Genomic DNA, 17285 nt, shown 5'->3' on the forward strand with positions numbered 1-17285 from the left:
AAGTAGCGACCGCAGGACGCACAATAAAAAAGCCGATGCATGCATCGGCTTTTTTGATGGACTGGCCGCTGTGTGCCGCCGCCTTAGGTTACTGCGCTGCAGAGGCTCCGGCCTCTGGGGCGGCAGCGCCTGGCGCTGCAGGCTCAGCAAACTTGGCACCGCCGGCATTGGCCATGAACACCACGGCCCGGGCAATTTCGGTATCGTTGAAGTCACCACCACCCTGGGGCGCCATGGCGCCCTTGCCCTTGAGGGCGGACTGAACCAGCGCTTCAAAGCCGGTCTTGATGCGAGGGCCCCAGGCGGCGGCGTCGGCCAGCTTGGGTGCACCTGCTGCGCCGGTGGCATGGCAGGCGGCGCATTGGCCCTTGTACACTTCTTCGCCTGCGCGCAGAGGGCGATTGGCGTCGCGTACTTCCACCATGCCCACTTTTTGGATGCGCTCGGCCAGTGCCTTTTCAGGGTTGGCGGCACCAGCGGCAGGCTTGTTGCTGGAGGTCACGTAGAGAACCAGGCCGATGATGGCAAAGATAGGCACCACGAACGAGAAAAATCCCGCGATCAGTAGTTGCTTGGGGGTTTTGATCGGGCCTGTATGCGCTTCTTCGTGGTGGTTGTCGCTCATGACGTCCTCTGGAGTGGCGGGGTCTTTGATGGAATAACCCTAAATTATATCTGTGGGGTAGGCCTGTGCTATGCGCTCACTGCCAAGACCCCGCAAGATATTCGTCGGTAACCCACGAGTGGCTTTCTCAGGGCGCTTTGCTGGCTTGGCCTGTTTCCGCATCCCAGCCACCACCCAGCGCCTTGAACAGCGTGACTTGATTTTGCAACTGCCCCAGGCGCACCTGCACCACGCCTTGCTGCGTGCTGAACAGTGAGCGCTGTGCGTCCAGCAAATCGAGGTAGCTAGCCACCCCGTTTTTGTAGCGCAGGTCCGCCAGGTTCAGGCGTATGGCCTCGGCCTCGGCTTGCTTGGTTTGTGCGTCCAGTTGCTCTGTCAGGGTGCTTTGGCTGGCCAGCGCGTCAGACACCTCCCGGAATGCCGTTTGGATGGCCTTCTCATACTGCGCAACGGCGAGTTTGCGGCCCACCTGTGCACTGTCGAGGTTGGCTTGGTTGGCGCCCGCATCGAACAGAGGCAGCAGCAGCGATGGGGCCAAGGTGAAGCCCCAGGAGCCGTTCTTGAACAGGCCTGAAAGCTCGCCACTGGCGGTTCCTGCCTGCGCCGTCAAGGAAATGCGCGGAAAGAATGCGGCACGCGCGGCTCCAATGTTGGCATTGGCCGCCACCAGTTGCTGCTCTGCTTGTCGAATGTCTGGCCGCTGTGCCAGCAGATCAGAGGGCAAGCCTGCAGGAACTGTCTGCATGCTGGGGGCGGCCCGCAAATCGCTGCGGGTCAAGCTGGCTCGAATGTCTTCAGGCAACGGTTGGCCCAGCAGCAAAGCCAGGGCGTTCTCATCGAGGGCTCTTTGGCGCTGTTGCTGGGCCAGCGTAGCCCGTGCGGCCTGGGTCAGTGATTCCGCTTGCCGATAGTCAAGCTCTGACGCGGCCCCGGAGTCCAGCCGCAGCTTTGTCAGCCGCACGGACTCTTCGCGGGTGGTCAAGGTACGGCGCGAGAGCTCCAGCAGCTGCTCGTCGGCCAGCAGCGTCAGCCAGCCGTTCGCCACGGCGCTGATCAGGCTGACCTGGGCTGCATTGCGTCCTTCTTCGCTTGCAAGGTACTGTGCCAGTGCCTGTTCCTTGAGGCTGGCGACGCGGCCAAAAAAGTCCAGTTCCCAAGCGGTGACAGCGAGACCCACACTGAAGCTGTTGGTCAGGTCGCCGGAGCCCGAGGCGGGCGCGCGGGAGGCATTGGCGGCCAGCCCCACGGCAGGGTACTGCGCCGCTCTGCGCACCTGAAACTGTGCGCGCGCTTGCTCGACATTGAGGCTGGCGATGCGCAGGTCACGGTTGTGGTCCAGCGCGATCTCGATGAGCTGCTGCAGGCGTGGCTCGGAGAAGTAGCTGCGCCAGGATGGGAGCGGAGCGCCAGGCTGTGCCGACGCTGCGGTGTAGTCCGTGGGCACCGGGGCCGCAGGGCGCTCGTATGCCGGAATCATGGAGCAGCCAGCCAGCACGGCCACCATCGCCAGGCTCAGGGGGGCGAGTTTCTTAGTCATGGTTTCCAATTCCTGCTTCTTCTGCATGGCGGCGGTTCATTTCTTGTTGGCGTGCGCTGCCCTTGAAGAGCCCGCGCACGACCACGAAAAAGACGGGAACAAAGAACACCGCCAAGACGGTGCCGGTGAACATCCCCCCCAGCACACCGGTGCCGATGGCGCGTTGGCTGGCAGACCCGGCGCCGCTGGCAATGGCCAGTGGCACCACGCCCAGGCCAAACGCCATGGAGGTCATGATGATGGGCCTGAAGCGCAAATGTGCTGCTTCCAAGGCCGACTCAATGACACCCTTGCCTTGGGCTTGCAGGTCTTTGGCGAACTCAATGATCAAAATCGCATTCTTGGCAGACAGCCCAATGATGGTGATCAGCCCCACCTGGAAGTAGACGTCGTTGGCGTATCCCCGCATCAGCGTGGCGAGTAACACCCCCAGCACGCCCAGCGGCACCACCAGCACCACGGCCAATGGAATGGACCAGCTTTCATACAGTGCAGCCAGGCAAAGGAACACTGCCAGGATGGCAAAGCTGTACAGGATCAAGGACTGAGAGCCTGCGAGCTTTTCTTCACGCGACTGGCCTGTCCATTCAAAGCCAAAGCCTGCAGGCAACTGGCTGGCCAGCTTCTCCATCTCCGCCATAGCCGCGCCTGTGCTGAGGCCTGGCGCTGGGCTACCAGAGATGCGCATAGCGGGGTAGCCGTTGTAGCGCACCGTCTGTTGCGCTCCCTTGACCCACTTGGTGGTTGCAAAGGCCGAGAGTGGCACCGACTTGCCTTGGCTGTTGCTTGCGTTCAATTTCATCAGGTCATCCGGCTGCATGCGGGCAGGGGCATCTGCCTGCACCACGACGCGCTGCAATCGACCTTGGTTCGGGAAGTCGTTGACATAGCTGGAACCCAGGGCTGTGGACAGCGTGGAGTTGATGGCATCGAACGTCACTCCCAGCGCATTGGCCTTGTCGCGGTCAATGTCAATTTGCAGCTGTGGGGCGTCCTCCAAGCCGTCGGGGCGCACTTGCGTGAGCACCTTGCTCTGGGACGCCATGCCCAGCAGTTGATTGCGAGCGTTGACCAATGCCTCATGCCCCGCACTGGCGCGGTCTTGCAGGCGGAACGTGAACCCGCTGGCGTTGCCCAACTCCGGAATGGGCGGTGGGCTGAGCGGGAAGATGAATGCATCGCGAATGCCCATCAGCCCACCAAAGGCGCGATTGGCCACGTCTTGCGCCGACTGGCCTGGACCATGGCGCTCGCTCCAGTCCTTCAGTGTCACAAAGGCCAGTGCTGCGTTCTGTCCTTGGCCCGAGAAACTGAAGCCCAAAACCCCCACCATGCTTTGCACTTCCGGTTGCTTGAGGATGAAGTTTTCCACCTGCTCCATGACGGCCAGCGTCCGCTCTTGCGTAGCGCCAGGCGGCAGTTGTACGTTCACGATGATGTTGCCTTGGTCTTCGTTGGGCAGGAAAGACGTCGGCAGGCGCATATAAACGACGGCCACAGCGCCAACGATGGCCGCGTAAATCACCAAATAACGCGCTGCACGCTTGAGTACGCGTGCGACCCAACTTTCATAGCCCTTGGCGGCTACGGAGAAGCGACGGTTGAACCAGCCAAAGAATCCGGTTTTCTCGTGGTGGTGGCCTGCTTCAACGGGCTGGAGCAAAGTGGCGCATAGCGCCGGTGTCAACGACAAGGCCATGAAGGCGGAGAACCCGATGGATGTCACCATGACCGCCGAAAACTGGCGGTAAATATTGCCTGTGGAGCCCGCAAAGAACGCCAGTGGTACGAACACGGAGATCAACACCACCGTCACGCCAATGATGGCGCCCGAAATTTGGCGCATGGCTTTGCGAGTGGCCTCCAGGGGAGACAGGCCTTCCTCGCTCATGATGCGCTCAACGTTCTCGACCACCACGATGGCATCATCCACGACGATACCGATCACCAGCACCATACCGAACATGGTGAGCACGTTGATCGAGAAGCCCAGTGCCAGCAACATCGCAAAGGTGCCCAGCAAAGCAATGGGTACCACGATGGTGGGGATGATGGTGTAGCGCCAGTTCTGCAGGAACAGGAACATCACCAGAAACACCAGGACAACGGCTTCCACCAGTGTTTCGGCCACCTGCGAGATGGAGATGTCCACAAAGCGCGAGCTGTCGTAGGGAATGCTCCAACTCATGCCTTGGGGAAAGTAACGGGACAGCTCGTCCATCTTGGTGCGCACGGCTTTGGCTGTCTCCAGCGCGTTACCGCTAGGAGACAACTGGACACCAATGCCAATGGCCGGTTTGCCGTTGAGGCGGGCGGCGGTGGCGTAGGCCTGGCCGCCCAGTTCCACGCGCGCCACATCCTTGATCCGCACGGTAGAGCCGTCCGCATTGGCCCGCAGGATGATGTTGGAGAACTGCTCTACGCTGGACAATTGACCTGTCACGACCACGGTCGCTGAAATGCCCTGCCCTGCCAGGTTGGGCAAATCGCCAATGGTGCCGCTGGCCACTTGTGCATTTTGGGCGCGGATGGCTGCACTCACCTCGGCCGCAGAGACGTTGAAGCTCTCCATCTTGGCGGGGTCGATCCAGATGCGCATCGCCCGCTCTGTGCCGAAGAGCTGGGCCTGGCCGATACCACTCAGCCGCTGCAGTTCAGGCACCACGTTGCGTGATGCATAGTCACCCAGCGCCACGGTGTCTGTTTTCGGGTCGCTGGAGGACAACATCGTGAACAGCAAGAAGTTGGACCTCGATTTGTCCACGCGCACGCCTTGCTGCGTGACGGTTGAAGGCAGCCGCGGAGTGGCTCTGGACAACCGGTTCTGCACGTCTACCTGCGCCAGGTCTGCGTTAGTGCCGGGCTGGAAACTCAGCGTGATGCTGCCGGAGCCGTCTGCTTGCGCGACGGACTCCATGTAGATCAACCCCGGGGAGCCATTCATCTCGCGCTCAATCACCGACAGCACACTGTCTTCCAGAGTCTGGGCAGAAGCGCCTGGGTATGAGGTGTTGATGACGATGGACGGCGGGGCGACGGGGGGGTACTGTGAGATGGGCAGCTGGGTGATTGCCACGCCTCCCATGACCATGATGAACAGTGCGATGACCCACGCAAAGATGGGGCGGTCAATAAAGAACTTTGCCATTTGCGTGTCTCTCAGGGCTTGGCAGCAGATGCATCGGCTGCCGGTGCCGGGGCGGGCGTTGCAGCCTGCCCGGGCGCTTGCCATGGAACGGCCTTAACTGGAGTCCCTGGGGGCAGCATCTGCAGTTTTTGAAAGCCATCCACCATGACCTTTTCGCCCGCTTGCAAGCCTTCACGCACGACCCAGCGGTTGTTTTGTGCCGCACTGATCTTGACGGTGCGCTGGCTGATCTTTCCGTCGTCACCCACCACACTGACTGTGTCACCTTGCTGCGTGCGCGTGACCGCTTGTTGAGGCAGTGTGATGGCATTGCTGGCCTGTGCCTGTTCCAGTCGCACACGCAGATACAGGCCCGGCAACAACTCGCCCTTGGGGTTGGGGACTTCTGCGCGCAAGGTCACCTGACCCGTGCTTGCGTCCACGGACAAATCAGAAAAAAGAAGCTTGCCCGCTTGGGCGTATTCGGTGCCATCGCTCAGGATCAGGCGAACGCTGGCTGCCTCCTTGCCGTCTGCGCGCTTGAACTGCCCGTTGGCCATGGCTTTGCGCAATTGCAGGATATCGTTCGCAGACTGGGTGAAGTTCACGTACACCGGGTCAATCTGTTGAATCACCGCCAAAGGGGTTGCTTCCCCTTGGCCGACCAAGGCGCCCTCGGTTACCAATGCACGCCCAATGCGCCCAGAAATAGGCGCCGAGACACTGGCGTAGCCCAGGTTGATGCCTGCAGTGCGCACAGCTGCCTTGGCTGAGGCCACATCGGCTTGAGATTGCTTGAGCGCCGCTTCGGCGTTCACATAGTCTTGCTTGCTGATGGCGTTGGCTTCGACGAGCGGGCGGTAGCGCTCCAGTTGGGCTTGGGTCTGCGCCAGGTTGGCTTCGGCTTTGGCCTGGCTGGCTTTGGCGCTGTCCAGGGCGGCTGCATAGGGTGCCTCATCGATTTTGAACAAAGACTGTCCAGCCTTGACATCGCTGCCCTCCTTGAAGGTGCGCTGCTGCAAGATCCCTGCAGCCCGAGCTCTCACTTGTGCAACTCGGGAGGCCTCCACACGCCCTGGCAGTTCGGTCACCAGCCCAATGTCGCCAGGAGTCGCTGTCACTGTTCCGACCTCTACTGCGGGCTTTTGGCCGCCGGCTCCGGCTGGCGCCGACGCCTCTTTGCCGCAAGCGATCAGCAATAGGCTTGTTGCGACAAGGCTACCGAGAAGCAGGCGCTGTGTTCTGTTGGATGTTTGTTGAACGGGTTGTTCATCATGCAAGCGAAGCATGGAAATCCTTTGGTGATGAGGCGAGAGGAGGGCTGATGTGCCCGTAGCCTGAAACAAGATGGCTGCAAAAGATGGCAGGGTCGCGAAAACCCGACATGGCTGCTGAGAGATTATACATACAGTCATGAATGTATAATGAGGTTGCAGCACGTGCTGGCGATGGCGGTGCTTGTAGAAATGGATGGCGAAATGGTTCGCAGAACAAAAGAAGATGCGGCGGCTACGCGCAATGGCTTGATCGATGCGGCGGAGCGTGTGTTTTGTGAAAAAGGTTTGTCGCGTGCGTCTTTGAGTGACATTGCCAGCGCTGCAGGGGCTACCCGTGGTGCGATCTACTGGCATTTCAAGGACAAGGTGGATCTGTTCAATGCCATGATGGATCGGGTAACTTTGCCCCTGGAGCAAGGGTGTGCTCAGTTTTCGTGCGTGGCGGGTGGAGATCCCGTGGGGCGCTTGCGCGCTGTCATGGCGTTTGTGCTCCATGTGGTGGCTTCCAATGCGCAGGCTCGGCGGGTTTTTGAGATTGCCATGTACAAAGTGGAGTACGTGGATGAAATGGCTGCGGTGCGGGATCGGCACATTGCCGCGTCGGGTAATTTCACCGCCCAGCTGGCTCGCGACTTTGCGCTGGCTGTGGAGGGGGGGCTATTTAGCATGCCCTTGTCTCCGCATGAGGCGGCTGTGTCGCTGCATGCGCTGTTCGATGGGTTGATCCAAAACTGGATTCTTGGGCAGGGCGGGTTTGATCTGGTGAGTGTGGGGGGGCGTGCGACGGATGCTTTCTTGCGGGGGGTAGGGCTTTGCTGGCCCGTTGCTGACTCGTAGTGCAAGGTGATCGCCTGGAGCGTTGCTCCGTGCGATAATCTGCGGCTAACATGTGAATTCGTGCGGCTGTAGCTCAGTGGATAGAGTATTGGCCTCCGAAGCCAAGGGTCGTGGGTTCGATCCCCGCCAGCCGCACCAGATAAATATGTTGCTTGAATTTCGGGTGTTGTTTGGGTTTGCAAAAACCGTGCTAGAATTCAAGGCTTATCGGAGGGGTGCCCGAGTGGCTAAAGGGGGCAGACTGTAAATCTGTTGGCTTACGCCTACACTGGTTCGAATCCAGTCCCCTCCACCAAAATTTAGTGTGAGTTTGTCTGTTGGGTTGTGCAGGCTTCGCAAGGGTCGTTGGCTTGTGCGGGAGTAGTTCAATGGTAGAACCCTAGCCTTCCAAGCTAATGACGCGGGTTCGATTCCCGTCTCCCGCTCCATATTGTTTTGGTTTTGTAGTTTTGTCTGACATCACTGATGTGATGCTTGGATTGCCCATGTGGCTCAGTGGTAGAGCACTCCCTTGGTAAGGGAGAGGTCGCGGGTCCGATTCCCGCCATGGGCACCACTTTCGGGTGCGTCCGGTTCTGGTTGCGCCAAGATCCTGTTTTTTGAAATAGATATTTTTCGGAGTCGGAAAAATGGCAAAAGGAAAATTCGAACGCACCAAGCCCCACGTCAACGTGGGCACCATCGGTCACGTGGACCATGGCAAGACAACCCTGACGGCTGCTATCGCCACCGTGCTGTCTGCCAAGTTTGGCGGCGAAGCCAAGGCATACGACCAGATCGATGCAGCGCCTGAAGAAAAGGCCCGCGGTATCACGATCAACACCGCCCACGTTGAATACGAAACAGCCAACCGCCACTACGCTCACGTGGACTGCCCTGGCCACGCTGACTATGTGAAGAACATGATCACCGGCGCTGCCCAGATGGACGGTGCGATTTTGGTGTGCTCCGCTGCTGACGGCCCAATGCCCCAGACCCGCGAACACATCCTGCTGGCCCGCCAAGTGGGCGTGCCTTACATCATCGTGTTCCTGAACAAGTGCGACATGGTGGATGACGAAGAGCTGCTGGAACTCGTCGAAATGGAAGTCCGCGAACTGCTGGACAAGTACAGCTTCCCTGGCGACGACACCCCGATCGTTCGTGGTTCCGCCAAGCTCGCCCTGGAAGGCGACAAGGGTGCCCTGGGTGAAGAAGCCATCATGAAGCTGGCCGAAGCACTGGACACCTACATCCCCACGCCTGAGCGCGCTGTGGACGGTGCCTTCCTGATGCCTGTGGAAGACGTGTTCTCCATCTCTGGCCGCGGCACTGTCGTGACCGGTCGTATCGAGCGCGGTGTTGTCAAGGTCGGCGAAGAAATCGAAATCGTCGGTATCAAAGACACCGTCAAGACCACCTGCACCGGCGTGGAAATGTTCCGCAAGTTGCTGGACCAAGGTCAAGCTGGCGACAACGTTGGCCTGCTGCTGCGCGGCACCAAGCGTGAAGACGTCGAGCGTGGCCAAGTGCTGTGCAAGCCCGGCTCGATCAAGCCACACACCCACTTCACTGCCGAAGTGTATGTGCTGAGCAAGGACGAAGGCGGCCGTCACACGCCCTTCTTCAACAACTACCGTCCTCAGTTCTACTTCCGTACGACTGACGTGACTGGCGCCATCGAGCTGCCAGCCGACAAGGAAATGGTCATGCCTGGCGACAACGTGTCGATCACTGTGAAGCTGATCAACCCCATCGCTATGGAAGAAGGCCTGCGCTTTGCTATCCGTGAGGGTGGCCGCACTGTGGGCGCCGGCGTGGTTGCCAAGATCATTGCTTAATTAGTCTGTGTATAGGGGTATAGCTCAATTGGCAGAGCGTCGGTCTCCAAAACCGAAGGTTGTAGGTTCGATTCCTACTGCCCCTGCCACCTAAAGTGGCTCAATCAAAGCCCGCCAGGATCTGGCGGGCTTCGGTGTCTTGTGTGATGCCGTGTGAAATGAAGTGAAAGTATCAAACATGGCTGCCTCACAGGTTGAAACCGTAAGTTCCGGTGCGGACAAAGCAAAGCTTGCTGCCGCTGCTGCTTTGGTGCTAGCTGCTATCGCTGGTTTTTATTTGCTTGGAAAGCAAGGTGTATACGCTCAGTGGGCGGTCCTGATTGTCGGGCTCTTGGCTGCTGTAGGTGTTTTCCTGGTTTCTGAGTCGGGTCGCCAGTTTGTTGCATTTGCGCGTGATGCTTGGCGCGAAGTCAAAAAAGTGGTTTGGCCAACCCGTAAAGAAACACTGCAAATGACGGCTTACGTTTTTGCCTTTGTGGTCATCATGGCCTTGTTTCTGTGGTTCACGGATAAAACGCTGGAATGGGTTTTTTACGACCTCATTTTGGGATGGAGAAAGTCATGACAACCGATGCAGTGGTGGCCGACGGCGGCGCGCCCGTTTCATCCACGCCCTCTAATCCTGATTTGCGTTGGTACATCGTTCATGCCTATTCGGGCATGGAAAAAGCGGTTGAGCGCAATATTGTCGAGCGCATCGGTCGCGCTGGCATGCAAGATAAATTTGGCCGAATTCTCGTCCCCACTGAAGAAGTGGTTGAGATGAAAAACGGCCAGAAGAAGACGACTGAGCGGCGTCTTTTTCCTGGGTATGTCTTTGTTGAAATGGTGATGGACGACGACACTTGGCACTTGGTGAAGCACACCAACAAAGTGACAGGCTTTGTTGGAGGGGTCAAGAATCGGCCCGCCCCCATTTCGGAAGACGAAGTGCAAAAGATCGTCAGTCAGATGCAAGAGGGCACTGACAAGCCACGCCACAAGGTCGAATTTATGGTGGGTGAGTTGGTGCGAGTCAAGGAAGGCCCCTTCACTGACTTCAATGGCTCGGTCGAAGAGGTCAATTACGAAAAGAATCGCCTGCGCGTTTCTGTGATGATTTTTGGCCGATCTACACCCGTTGAATTGGAATTTGGACAGGTTGAAAAAACCTAAGCCAACATGGAATAAATACCTCGCATTTTTCGACTCGGTGCGAGAGGTTTTGGTGAGTCGTTAACCCCCGGGGAGCCCGCTTGTGCATGTTGCATAGGTAAGCGTTACAACCCGCAAGGAGCAAAGCATGGCGAAGAAAATCGTCGGTTTTATCAAGCTGCAAGTCCCAGCAGGTAAGGCCAATCCATCCCCACCAATCGGCCCTGCTCTGGGCCAGCGTGGCTTGAACATCATGGAGTTCTGCAAGGCATTCAATGCGCAGACCCAAGGTGTTGAGCCCGGTCTGCCATTGCCTGTGGTCATCACAGCTTTCGCTGACAAGAGCTTTACCTTCATCATCAAGACGCCGCCTGCGACGACTCTGATCAAGAAGGCCATCAAGCTCGAGAAGGGTTCTTCCAACCCTTTGAAGACCAAGGTCGGCAAGATCACTCGCGCACAGCTTGAAGAGATCGCGAAGACCAAGCTGAAGGACATGAACGCTGCCAACGTCGACGCCGCTGTGCGCACGCTGGCTGGCTCTGCACGCTCCATGGGCGTGACGGTGGAGGGTTTGTAAAATGGCCAAGCTGACAAAGAAGCAAAAAGCCCTGCAAGGCAAGGTTGACAGCACCAAGCTGTACGCTTTCGCTGAAGCAGTTGCAATCGTGAAAGAAGCTGCTACCGCCAAGTTCGATGAATCCATCGACGTGGCCGTTCAACTTGGCATTGATGCCAAGAAGTCGGACCAAGTGGTGCGTGGTGCTGTGGTGCTGCCTAACGGTACCGGCAAGACAACCCGTGTGGCCGTGTTTGCTCAAGGCGCCAAGGCTGAAGAAGCCAAGGCTGCTGGCGCCGACATCGTCGGTATGGACGACCTGGCTGCCATGGTCAAGGCCGGCGACATGCCTTTCGACGTGGTGATTGCTGCCCCTGACGCCATGCGCGTTGTGGGTACTCTGGGCCAGATCCTGGGCCCGCGCGGCCTGATGCCTAACCCCAAGGTTGGCACCGTGACGCCTGACGTCGCTACGGCTGTGAAGAACGCCAAGGCAGGTCAAGTGCAATTCCGCGTCGACAAGGCCGGCATTGTGCATAGCACGATCGGTCGCCGCTCGTTCGACAACGACAAGCTGCAAGGCAACTTGGCTGCGCTGATTGAAGCCCTGAACAAGGCCAAGCCAGCTACCAGCAAGGGCCTGTACCTGCGCAAGGTGGCTGTGTCCTCCACGATGGGCTTGGGTGTCCGCGTGGATACACAAACCATCGCAGCGTAATTGCAAAAAATCTTCAATCTTGTCTTCGGGCGAGATTGATGTGGTGGGCTGAGGCTACCTCGGTAGTTTCAGGCCATCCAAGACCGTTGGTGTGCGAGTTACTCGTGCTTAAAGCCAGAGATGGTGCCAACGCAGATGGCGATCCCGCTGCAGATGGAAATTTTCCAAAACAGTTGGTCGCTGCAACAAGAGCGCGCATAAGGCCATCGCCGAGTGCGCATTTTAAGGAGTAGACCTTGAGTCTTAATCGCAGTGAGAAAGAAGCGGTCATCAGTGAAGTGACCAGCCTCGCCGCTAAAGCTCAAACGCTCGTGATCGCGGAATACCGTGGCATCACGGTCGCCGACATGACCAAACTGCGCGTTGATGCACGCAGCAAGGGCGTCACCCTGAGTGTTCTGAAGAACACTTTGGCTCGCCGTGCTGTGGCTGGTAGCGCATTTGACGTTGTGGCCGACCAGATGACCGGTCCGCTGATCTATGGCTTCTCCGAAGACGCTGTGGCCGCCGCTAAGGTGGTGGCCGATTTCGCGAAAACCAACGACAAGTTGGTGATTCGCGGTGGCGCTTTCGGTGGCAAAGCCCTGGATGTCAACGGCGTTAAGCAACTGGCCAACATTCCTTCCAAGGAAGTTTTGCTGGCTCAGATTTGTGGCTTGCTTATGTCCCCCATGTCGCGTACAGCCGTTGTGCTGGGCGCGTTGGCGGCGAAAAAAGGCGAAGGCGCAGCCGAAACGGCCGCCGAACCTGTTGCGGCTTGATAGCCCGGCAGACAACCAACTAATTGTTAGGAAATAAAAATGGCATTCGATAAAGACGCATTTTTGACCGCTCTGGACAGCATGACGGTTCTGGAACTCAATGACCTGGTGAAGGCCATTGAAGAGAAGTTTGGCGTGAGCGCTGCAGCCATGGCTGCTCCTGCTGCCGCTGGTGGTGGCGCTGGTGCTGCTGCTGCTGAAGAAAAGACAGAATTCAATGTGGTGCTGACTGACGCTGGCGCCAACAAGGTTTCCGTCATCAAGGCAGTGCGTGAAATCACTGGCCTGGGCCTCAAGGAAGCCAAGGACCTGGTGGACGGCGCTCCAAAGAACGTCAAGGAAGCTATTGCCAAGGCTGACGCTGAAGCAGCAGTCAAGAAGCTGGTGGAAGCCGGTGCCAAGGCTGAACTGAAGTAATTCAGTCTCTTTCAAGGGCTGGAGTGCTCCTCAAGGGCCTCCAGCCTTTGGCGCTTTCAGAGCGCACCCGAAAAGTGACTTGATGCACGACATTACGAGTCTGCAGTGAGTTGAGTTTCGAGTGTCTTCTGACAACCCCGACAGCAGAAGATACCTTGGTTCGGGTGATGTGCAATGCATCGCCGTCCGCCATGGTTGGTAGTGGCCAACCGCCAAGCCCGCAAAGGAAAGCACCTTGCGGGTCAGTCGTCGAAGACCCAGGACTCATGTCTTTGCCCGGAGATCTCATGGCCTATTCCTATACCGAACGCAAGCGAATTCGCAAAAGTTTCGGCAGCCGCGACAGCGTGCTGGAAGTTCCTTATCTGCTGCAGATGCAGAAGGACGCATACACCGCCTTCCTGCAGGCAGATAAAGCACCTCAAAAGAGGACCATAGAAGGTTTGCAGGCTGCTTTTGATGCAGCCTTCCCCATCGTCTCGCACAACGGTTTTGTCGAGATGAAGTTCATTGAGTACAACTTGGCCAAACCCGCATTTGACGTGCGGGAATGCCAGACTCGGGGCTTGACTTTTGCTTCAGCTGTGCGCGCCAAAGTGCAGCTGATCATCTATGACCGCGAGTCCTCGACTTCGCAGTCCAAGGTGGTGAAGGAAGTGAAAGAGCAAGAGGTCTACATGGGCGAAGTGCCCCTGATGACTGACAAGGGCTCGTTCATCATCAACGGCACTGAGCGCGTGATCGTGTCTCAGCTGCATCGCTCGCCTGGCGTGTTTTTTGAGCACGACAAGGGCAAGACCCACAGTTCCGGCAAGCTGCTGTTCTCGGCACGCATCATTCCGTACCGCGGATCATGGCTGGATTTCGAGTTTGACCCCAAGGACATCTTGTACTTCCGTGTGGACCGCCGTCGCAAGATGCCGGTTACGACGCTGCTCAAGGCCATTGGCCTGAATCCTGAATCCATCCTGGCGAACTTCTTCGTCAATGACAATTTCCGCCTGATGGACAGCGGCGCACAAATGGAGTTTGTGTCCGAGCGTCTGCGTGGTGAAGTGGCTCGCTTTGACATCACCGACAAGTCCGGCAAGGTCGTTGTGGCCAAGGACAAGCGCGTCACGGCCCGCCACACGCGTGAGCTGGAACAATCGGGTACCACGCACATCAGTGTGCCCGAAGACTTCCTGATCGGTCGCGTCGTTGCCCGCAATATCGTTGATGCCGATACGGGCGAAATCATCGCCAAGGCCAATGAAGAGTTGACCGAAGCGTTGCTCAAGAAGCTGCGCTCTGCTGGTGTGCAAGACCTCCAGGTCATCTACACCAATGAGCTGGACCAAGGCGCCTACATCTCGCAGACCCTGCGCATCGATGAAACGGTGGACGAGTTTGCCGCCCGCGTGGCCATCTACCGCATGATGCGCCCTGGCGAGCCTCCAACCGAAGACGCTGTGCAGGCTCTGTTCCAGCGCCTGTTCTACAACCCCGACACGTACGACCTGTCGCGCGTGGGCCGCATGAAGTTCAACGCCAAGATTGGCCGCGACGAATCCACCGGCCCCATGGTGCTGTCCAACGAAGACATCCTGGCTGTGGTCAAGATCCTGGTGGACCTGCGCAACGGCAACGGCGAAGTCGATGACATCGATCACCTGGGCAACCGCCGCGTGCGTTGCGTGGGCGAACTGGCCGAAAACCAATACCGCACTGGCTTGGCACGTATCGAAAAGGCCGTGAAGGAACGTCTGGGCCAGGCCGAGCAAGAGCCTCTGATGCCCCACGATCTGATCAACAGCAAGCCGATTTCGGCCGCCTTGAAGGAATTCTTCGGCGCATCGCAGTTGTCCCAGTTCATGGACCAGACCAATCCTCTGGCCGAAATCACGCACAAGCGCCGTGTGTCCGCTCTGGGCCCAGGCGGTTTGACCCGTGAGCGCGCAGGCTTTGAAGTGCGTGACGTGCACGTGACCCACTACGGTCGCGTTTGCCCAATCGAAACGCCTGAAGGTCCCAACATTGGTCTGATCAACTCGCTGGCTCTGTACGCCCGCTTGAACGAGTACGGTTTCATTGAGACCCCCTACCGCCGAGTGGTGGACGCCAAGGTCACGAACGAGATCGACTACCTGTCGGCCATCGAAGAAGGCAAGTACGTGATCGCGCAGGCCAACGCCCTGCTCGACAAGGACGGCCGCCTGACGGGCGACCTGGTGTCTGCCCGTGAAAAGGGTGAATCCATCCTGTGCGGTGCAGACCGCGTGCAGTACATGGACGTGTCGCCCGCACAGATCGTGTCGGTGGCTGCGTCGCTGGTTCCGTTCCTGGAGCACGATGACGCGAACCGCGCGTTGATGGGCGCCAACATGTCGCGTCAGGCTGTGCCTGTGCTGCGTCCCGAGAAGCCACTGGTGGGTACCGGTATCGAACGTGTGGCTGCAGTGGACTCCGGCACCGTGGTGACGGCTACCCGCGGCGGTGTGGTGGACTACGTCGATGCGACCCGCATTGTGGTCCGCGTGAACGACGACGAAGCTGTTGCCGGTGAAGTGGGTGTGGACATCTACAACCTCATCAAGTACCAGCGTTCCAACCAGAACACCAATATCCACCAGCGTCCCATCGTGAAGAAGGGCGACAAGCTGGTCAAGGGTGATGTGGTGGCTGATGGCGCATCGACGGACTTTGGCGAAATCGCCATCGGCCAGAACATGCTGATCGCCTTCATGCCCTGGAACGGCTACAACTTCGAAGACTCGATCCTGATCTCTGAGCGCGTGGTGTCGGAAGACCGCTACACCTCGATCCACATCGAAGAACTGGTCGTGATGGCCCGTGACACGAAGCTGGGTGCAGAAGAAATCACGCGCGACATTCCGAACCTGTCGGAGCAGCAACTGAACCGCCTGGACGAGTCCGGCATCATCTACGTGGGTGCTGAAGTGCAGCCCGGCGACACGCTGGTCGGCAAGGTCACGCCCAAGGGCGAGACCACGCTCACGCCAGAAGAGAAGCTGCTGCGCGCCATCTTCGGTGAGAAGGCTTCCGACGTGAAGGACACCTCGCTGCGTGTGGACCAGGGCTCGTCTGGCACCGTGATCGACGTGCAGGTGTTCACCCGCGAAGGCATCCAGCGCGACAAGCGCGCCCAGCAGATCATCGACGATGAACTCAAGCGTTTCCGCCTGGACCTGAACGACCAGCTGCGTATCGTGGAGGCCGACGCGTTCGACCGTATCGAAAAGTTGCTGACTGGCCGCGTGGCCAACGGTGGCCCACAAAAGCTGTCCAAGGGCACCAAGCTCGACAAGGCGTACCTGTCGTCGGTGGAGAAATTCCACTGGTTCGACATCCGCCCTGCAGAGGACGAAGTCGCCACCCAGCTCGAATCCATCAAGAACGCTCTGGAGCAGACGCGCCACAGCTTCGACTTGGCTTTTGAAGAAAAGCGCAAGAAGCTCACGCAAGGTGACGAGCTGCCCGCAGGCGTGCTGAAGATGGTCAAGGTGTACCTGGCCGTCAAGCGCCGCCTGCAGCCTGGTGACAAGATGGCCGGCCGCCACGGTAACAAGGGTGTGGTGTCCAAGATCGTTCCGGTCGAAGACATGCCTTACATGGCCGACGGCACGCCTGCCGACATCGTTCTGAACCCGCTGGGCGTGCCTTCGCGGATGAACATTGGTCAGGTGTTGGAAGTCCACTTGGGCTGGGCCGGCAAGGGCATTGGTCAGCGCCTGGGTGACATGCTCCAGGAAGAGGCCAAGGCTTCTGAGCTGCGTACCTTCCTGGAAGAGGTCTACAACTCCCGTGGCCGCAAGGAAGACCTGTCGCAGCTGTCTGACGACGAGCTGGTGGCCATGGCGCACAACCTGACTTCGGGCGTGCCTTACGCAACCCCCGTGTTCGACGGTGCTTCGGAAGAAGAAATCAAGGACATGCTGAAGATTGCATACCCTGATGACATCGCCGCACGCAAGGGCCTGACGCCGACCCGCACGCAGGCTTACCTGCACGATGGCCGCACAGGCGACCGCTTTGAGCGCCCCACCACCATCGGCTACATGCACTACCTGAAGCTGCACCACTTGGTGGACGACAAGATGCATGCCCGCTCCACAGGTCCTTACTCGCTCGTCACGCAGCAGCCGCTGGGTGGTAAGGCGCAGTTCGGTGGTCAGCGTTTCGGTGAAATGGAAGTGTGGGCGCTGGAAGCTTACGGCGCCGCCTACGTGCTGCAGGAAATGCTGACCGTGAAGTCCGACGACGTGGTGGGCCGTACCAAGGTGTACGAATCCATCGTCAAGGGCGAACACGCCATCGAAGCCGGCATGCCGGAATCGTTCAATGTGCTGGTCAAGGAAATCCGCTCCTTGGGCCTGGACATCGAACTCGAACGCTCCTGAACAGGATCGGGATTATTAAAAAAGTGAGCTGCTAGCGCTGATTGGTAAAGGTTTTGCATGTGTTTTCGCTTGC

The 17285-nt window shown here is 58.5% G+C and carries 13 protein-coding genes and 5 tRNA genes; 14 read left to right on the top strand and 4 right to left on the bottom strand.

The features are described 5' to 3' along the window. Positions 1–88 precede the first annotated feature (88 nt). From C8C98_RS09655 to C8C98_RS09670, 4 genes are all read right to left on the bottom strand, one after another. The gene (locus tag C8C98_RS09655; protein ID WP_121454091.1) at positions 89–625 is read right to left on the bottom strand and encodes a cytochrome c5 family protein; all 537 of its coding nucleotides are present in this window, start codon (positions 623–625) and stop codon (positions 89–91) included. 127 nt (positions 626–752) lie between these two features. Next, positions 753–2162 carry an efflux transporter outer membrane subunit gene (locus tag C8C98_RS09660; RefSeq protein ID WP_121456169.1) on the bottom strand — a complete coding sequence of 470 codons (1410 nt, stop codon included), beginning with the start codon at positions 2160–2162 and terminating at the stop codon, positions 753–755. After that, positions 2155–5310 carry an efflux RND transporter permease subunit gene (locus C8C98_RS09665; RefSeq protein ID WP_121456168.1) on the bottom strand — a complete coding sequence of 1052 codons (3156 nt, stop codon included), beginning with the start codon at positions 5308–5310 and terminating at the stop codon, positions 2155–2157. The genes C8C98_RS09660 and C8C98_RS09665 overlap by 8 nt, the downstream gene beginning before the upstream one ends. 11 nt (positions 5311–5321) lie before the next feature. After that, on the bottom strand, positions 5322–6578 hold the full coding sequence (locus tag C8C98_RS09670) for an efflux RND transporter periplasmic adaptor subunit (RefSeq protein ID WP_121454092.1): 1257 nt from the start codon (positions 6576–6578) through the stop codon (positions 5322–5324). 189 nt (positions 6579–6767) lie between these two features. On the opposite strand from C8C98_RS09670, the gene C8C98_RS09675 reads away from it, so the two are divergent. The 14 genes from C8C98_RS09675 to rpoB all read left to right on the top strand — a co-directional run bounded on the left by C8C98_RS09675 (position 6768) and on the right by rpoB (position 17212). After that, positions 6768–7403 (top strand): TetR family transcriptional regulator, encoded by a 636-nt coding sequence (locus tag C8C98_RS09675; protein ID WP_121456170.1) that lies wholly within the window; start codon positions 6768–6770, stop codon positions 7401–7403. 62 nt (positions 7404–7465) lie between these two features. Further along, positions 7466–7541 (top strand) — tRNA-Arg (locus C8C98_RS09680). 71 nt (positions 7542–7612) lie between these two features. After that, a tRNA-Tyr gene (locus C8C98_RS09685) sits at positions 7613–7698 on the top strand. A 59-nt stretch (positions 7699–7757) separates the two neighbouring features. Continuing rightward, positions 7758–7831, top strand: a tRNA-Gly gene (locus tag C8C98_RS09690). 53 nt (positions 7832–7884) lie between these two features. After that, positions 7885–7959, top strand: a tRNA-Thr gene (locus tag C8C98_RS09695). A 73-nt stretch (positions 7960–8032) separates the two neighbouring features. Then, positions 8033–9223 (top strand): elongation factor Tu, encoded by a 1191-nt coding sequence (tuf, locus tag C8C98_RS09700; protein ID WP_121454070.1) that lies wholly within the window; start codon positions 8033–8035, stop codon positions 9221–9223. Between the two features lie 13 nt (positions 9224–9236). Next, a tRNA-Trp gene (locus tag C8C98_RS09705) sits at positions 9237–9312 on the top strand. A gap of 89 nt (positions 9313–9401) precedes the next feature. Then, entirely contained in the window at positions 9402–9788 is a 387-nt protein-coding gene (gene secE / locus C8C98_RS09710; RefSeq protein ID WP_121454093.1) for a preprotein translocase subunit SecE, read from the top strand. Then, entirely contained in the window at positions 9785–10378 is a 594-nt protein-coding gene (gene nusG / locus C8C98_RS09715; protein WP_099657618.1) for a transcription termination/antitermination protein NusG, read from the top strand. Before secE ends, nusG begins: the two co-directional genes overlap by 4 nt. A gap of 127 nt (positions 10379–10505) precedes the next feature. Beyond that, positions 10506–10937, top strand: a complete 432-nt coding sequence (gene rplK, locus C8C98_RS09720) for a 50S ribosomal protein L11 (RefSeq protein ID WP_099657619.1) — start codon at positions 10506–10508, stop codon at positions 10935–10937. Between the two features lies 1 nt (position 10938). Beyond that, the gene (gene rplA / locus C8C98_RS09725; RefSeq protein ID WP_121454094.1) at positions 10939–11634 is read left to right on the top strand and encodes a 50S ribosomal protein L1; all 696 of its coding nucleotides are present in this window, start codon (positions 10939–10941) and stop codon (positions 11632–11634) included. A 236-nt stretch (positions 11635–11870) separates the two neighbouring features. Next, positions 11871–12395 (top strand): 50S ribosomal protein L10, encoded by a 525-nt coding sequence (gene rplJ / locus C8C98_RS09730; RefSeq protein WP_056165010.1) that lies wholly within the window; start codon positions 11871–11873, stop codon positions 12393–12395. A gap of 39 nt (positions 12396–12434) precedes the next feature. Next, positions 12435–12812, top strand: a complete 378-nt coding sequence (rplL, locus tag C8C98_RS09735) for a 50S ribosomal protein L7/L12 (RefSeq protein ID WP_099657622.1) — start codon at positions 12435–12437, stop codon at positions 12810–12812. 287 nt (positions 12813–13099) lie between these two features. Next, positions 13100–17212 (top strand): DNA-directed RNA polymerase subunit beta, encoded by a 4113-nt coding sequence (gene rpoB, locus C8C98_RS09740; RefSeq protein ID WP_121454095.1) that lies wholly within the window; start codon positions 13100–13102, stop codon positions 17210–17212. Positions 17213–17285 lie beyond the last annotated feature (73 nt).

Origin of the sequence: Acidovorax sp. 106 (assembly GCF_003663825.1) — a bacterium.
Lineage (GTDB): Bacteria > Pseudomonadota > Gammaproteobacteria > Burkholderiales > Burkholderiaceae_C > Acidovorax.

Bases quoted from the DNA above. Each gene is read 5' to 3' on its own strand.
- C8C98_RS09655 (WP_121454091.1), bottom strand. From the start codon at position 625: ATGAGCGACAACCACCACGAAGAAGCGCATACAGGCCCGATCAAAACC.
- C8C98_RS09660 (WP_121456169.1), bottom strand. From the start codon at position 2,162: ATGACTAAGAAACTCGCCCCCCTGAGCCTGGCGATGGTGGCCGTGCTG.
- C8C98_RS09665 (WP_121456168.1), bottom strand. From the start codon at position 5,310: ATGGCAAAGTTCTTTATTGACCGCCCCATCTTTGCGTGGGTCATCGCA.
- C8C98_RS09670 (WP_121454092.1), bottom strand. From the start codon at position 6,578: ATGCTTCGCTTGCATGATGAACAACCCGTTCAACAAACATCCAACAGA.
- C8C98_RS09675 (WP_121456170.1), top strand. From the start codon at position 6,768: ATGGTTCGCAGAACAAAAGAAGATGCGGCGGCTACGCGCAATGGCTTG.
- tuf (WP_121454070.1), top strand. From the start codon at position 8,033: ATGGCAAAAGGAAAATTCGAACGCACCAAGCCCCACGTCAACGTGGGC.
- secE (WP_121454093.1), top strand. From the start codon at position 9,402: ATGGCTGCCTCACAGGTTGAAACCGTAAGTTCCGGTGCGGACAAAGCA.
- nusG (WP_099657618.1), top strand. From the start codon at position 9,785: ATGACAACCGATGCAGTGGTGGCCGACGGCGGCGCGCCCGTTTCATCC.
- rplK (WP_099657619.1), top strand. From the start codon at position 10,506: ATGGCGAAGAAAATCGTCGGTTTTATCAAGCTGCAAGTCCCAGCAGGT.
- rplA (WP_121454094.1), top strand. From the start codon at position 10,939: ATGGCCAAGCTGACAAAGAAGCAAAAAGCCCTGCAAGGCAAGGTTGAC.
- rplL (WP_099657622.1), top strand. From the start codon at position 12,435: ATGGCATTCGATAAAGACGCATTTTTGACCGCTCTGGACAGCATGACG.
- rpoB (WP_121454095.1), top strand. From the start codon at position 13,100: ATGGCCTATTCCTATACCGAACGCAAGCGAATTCGCAAAAGTTTCGGC.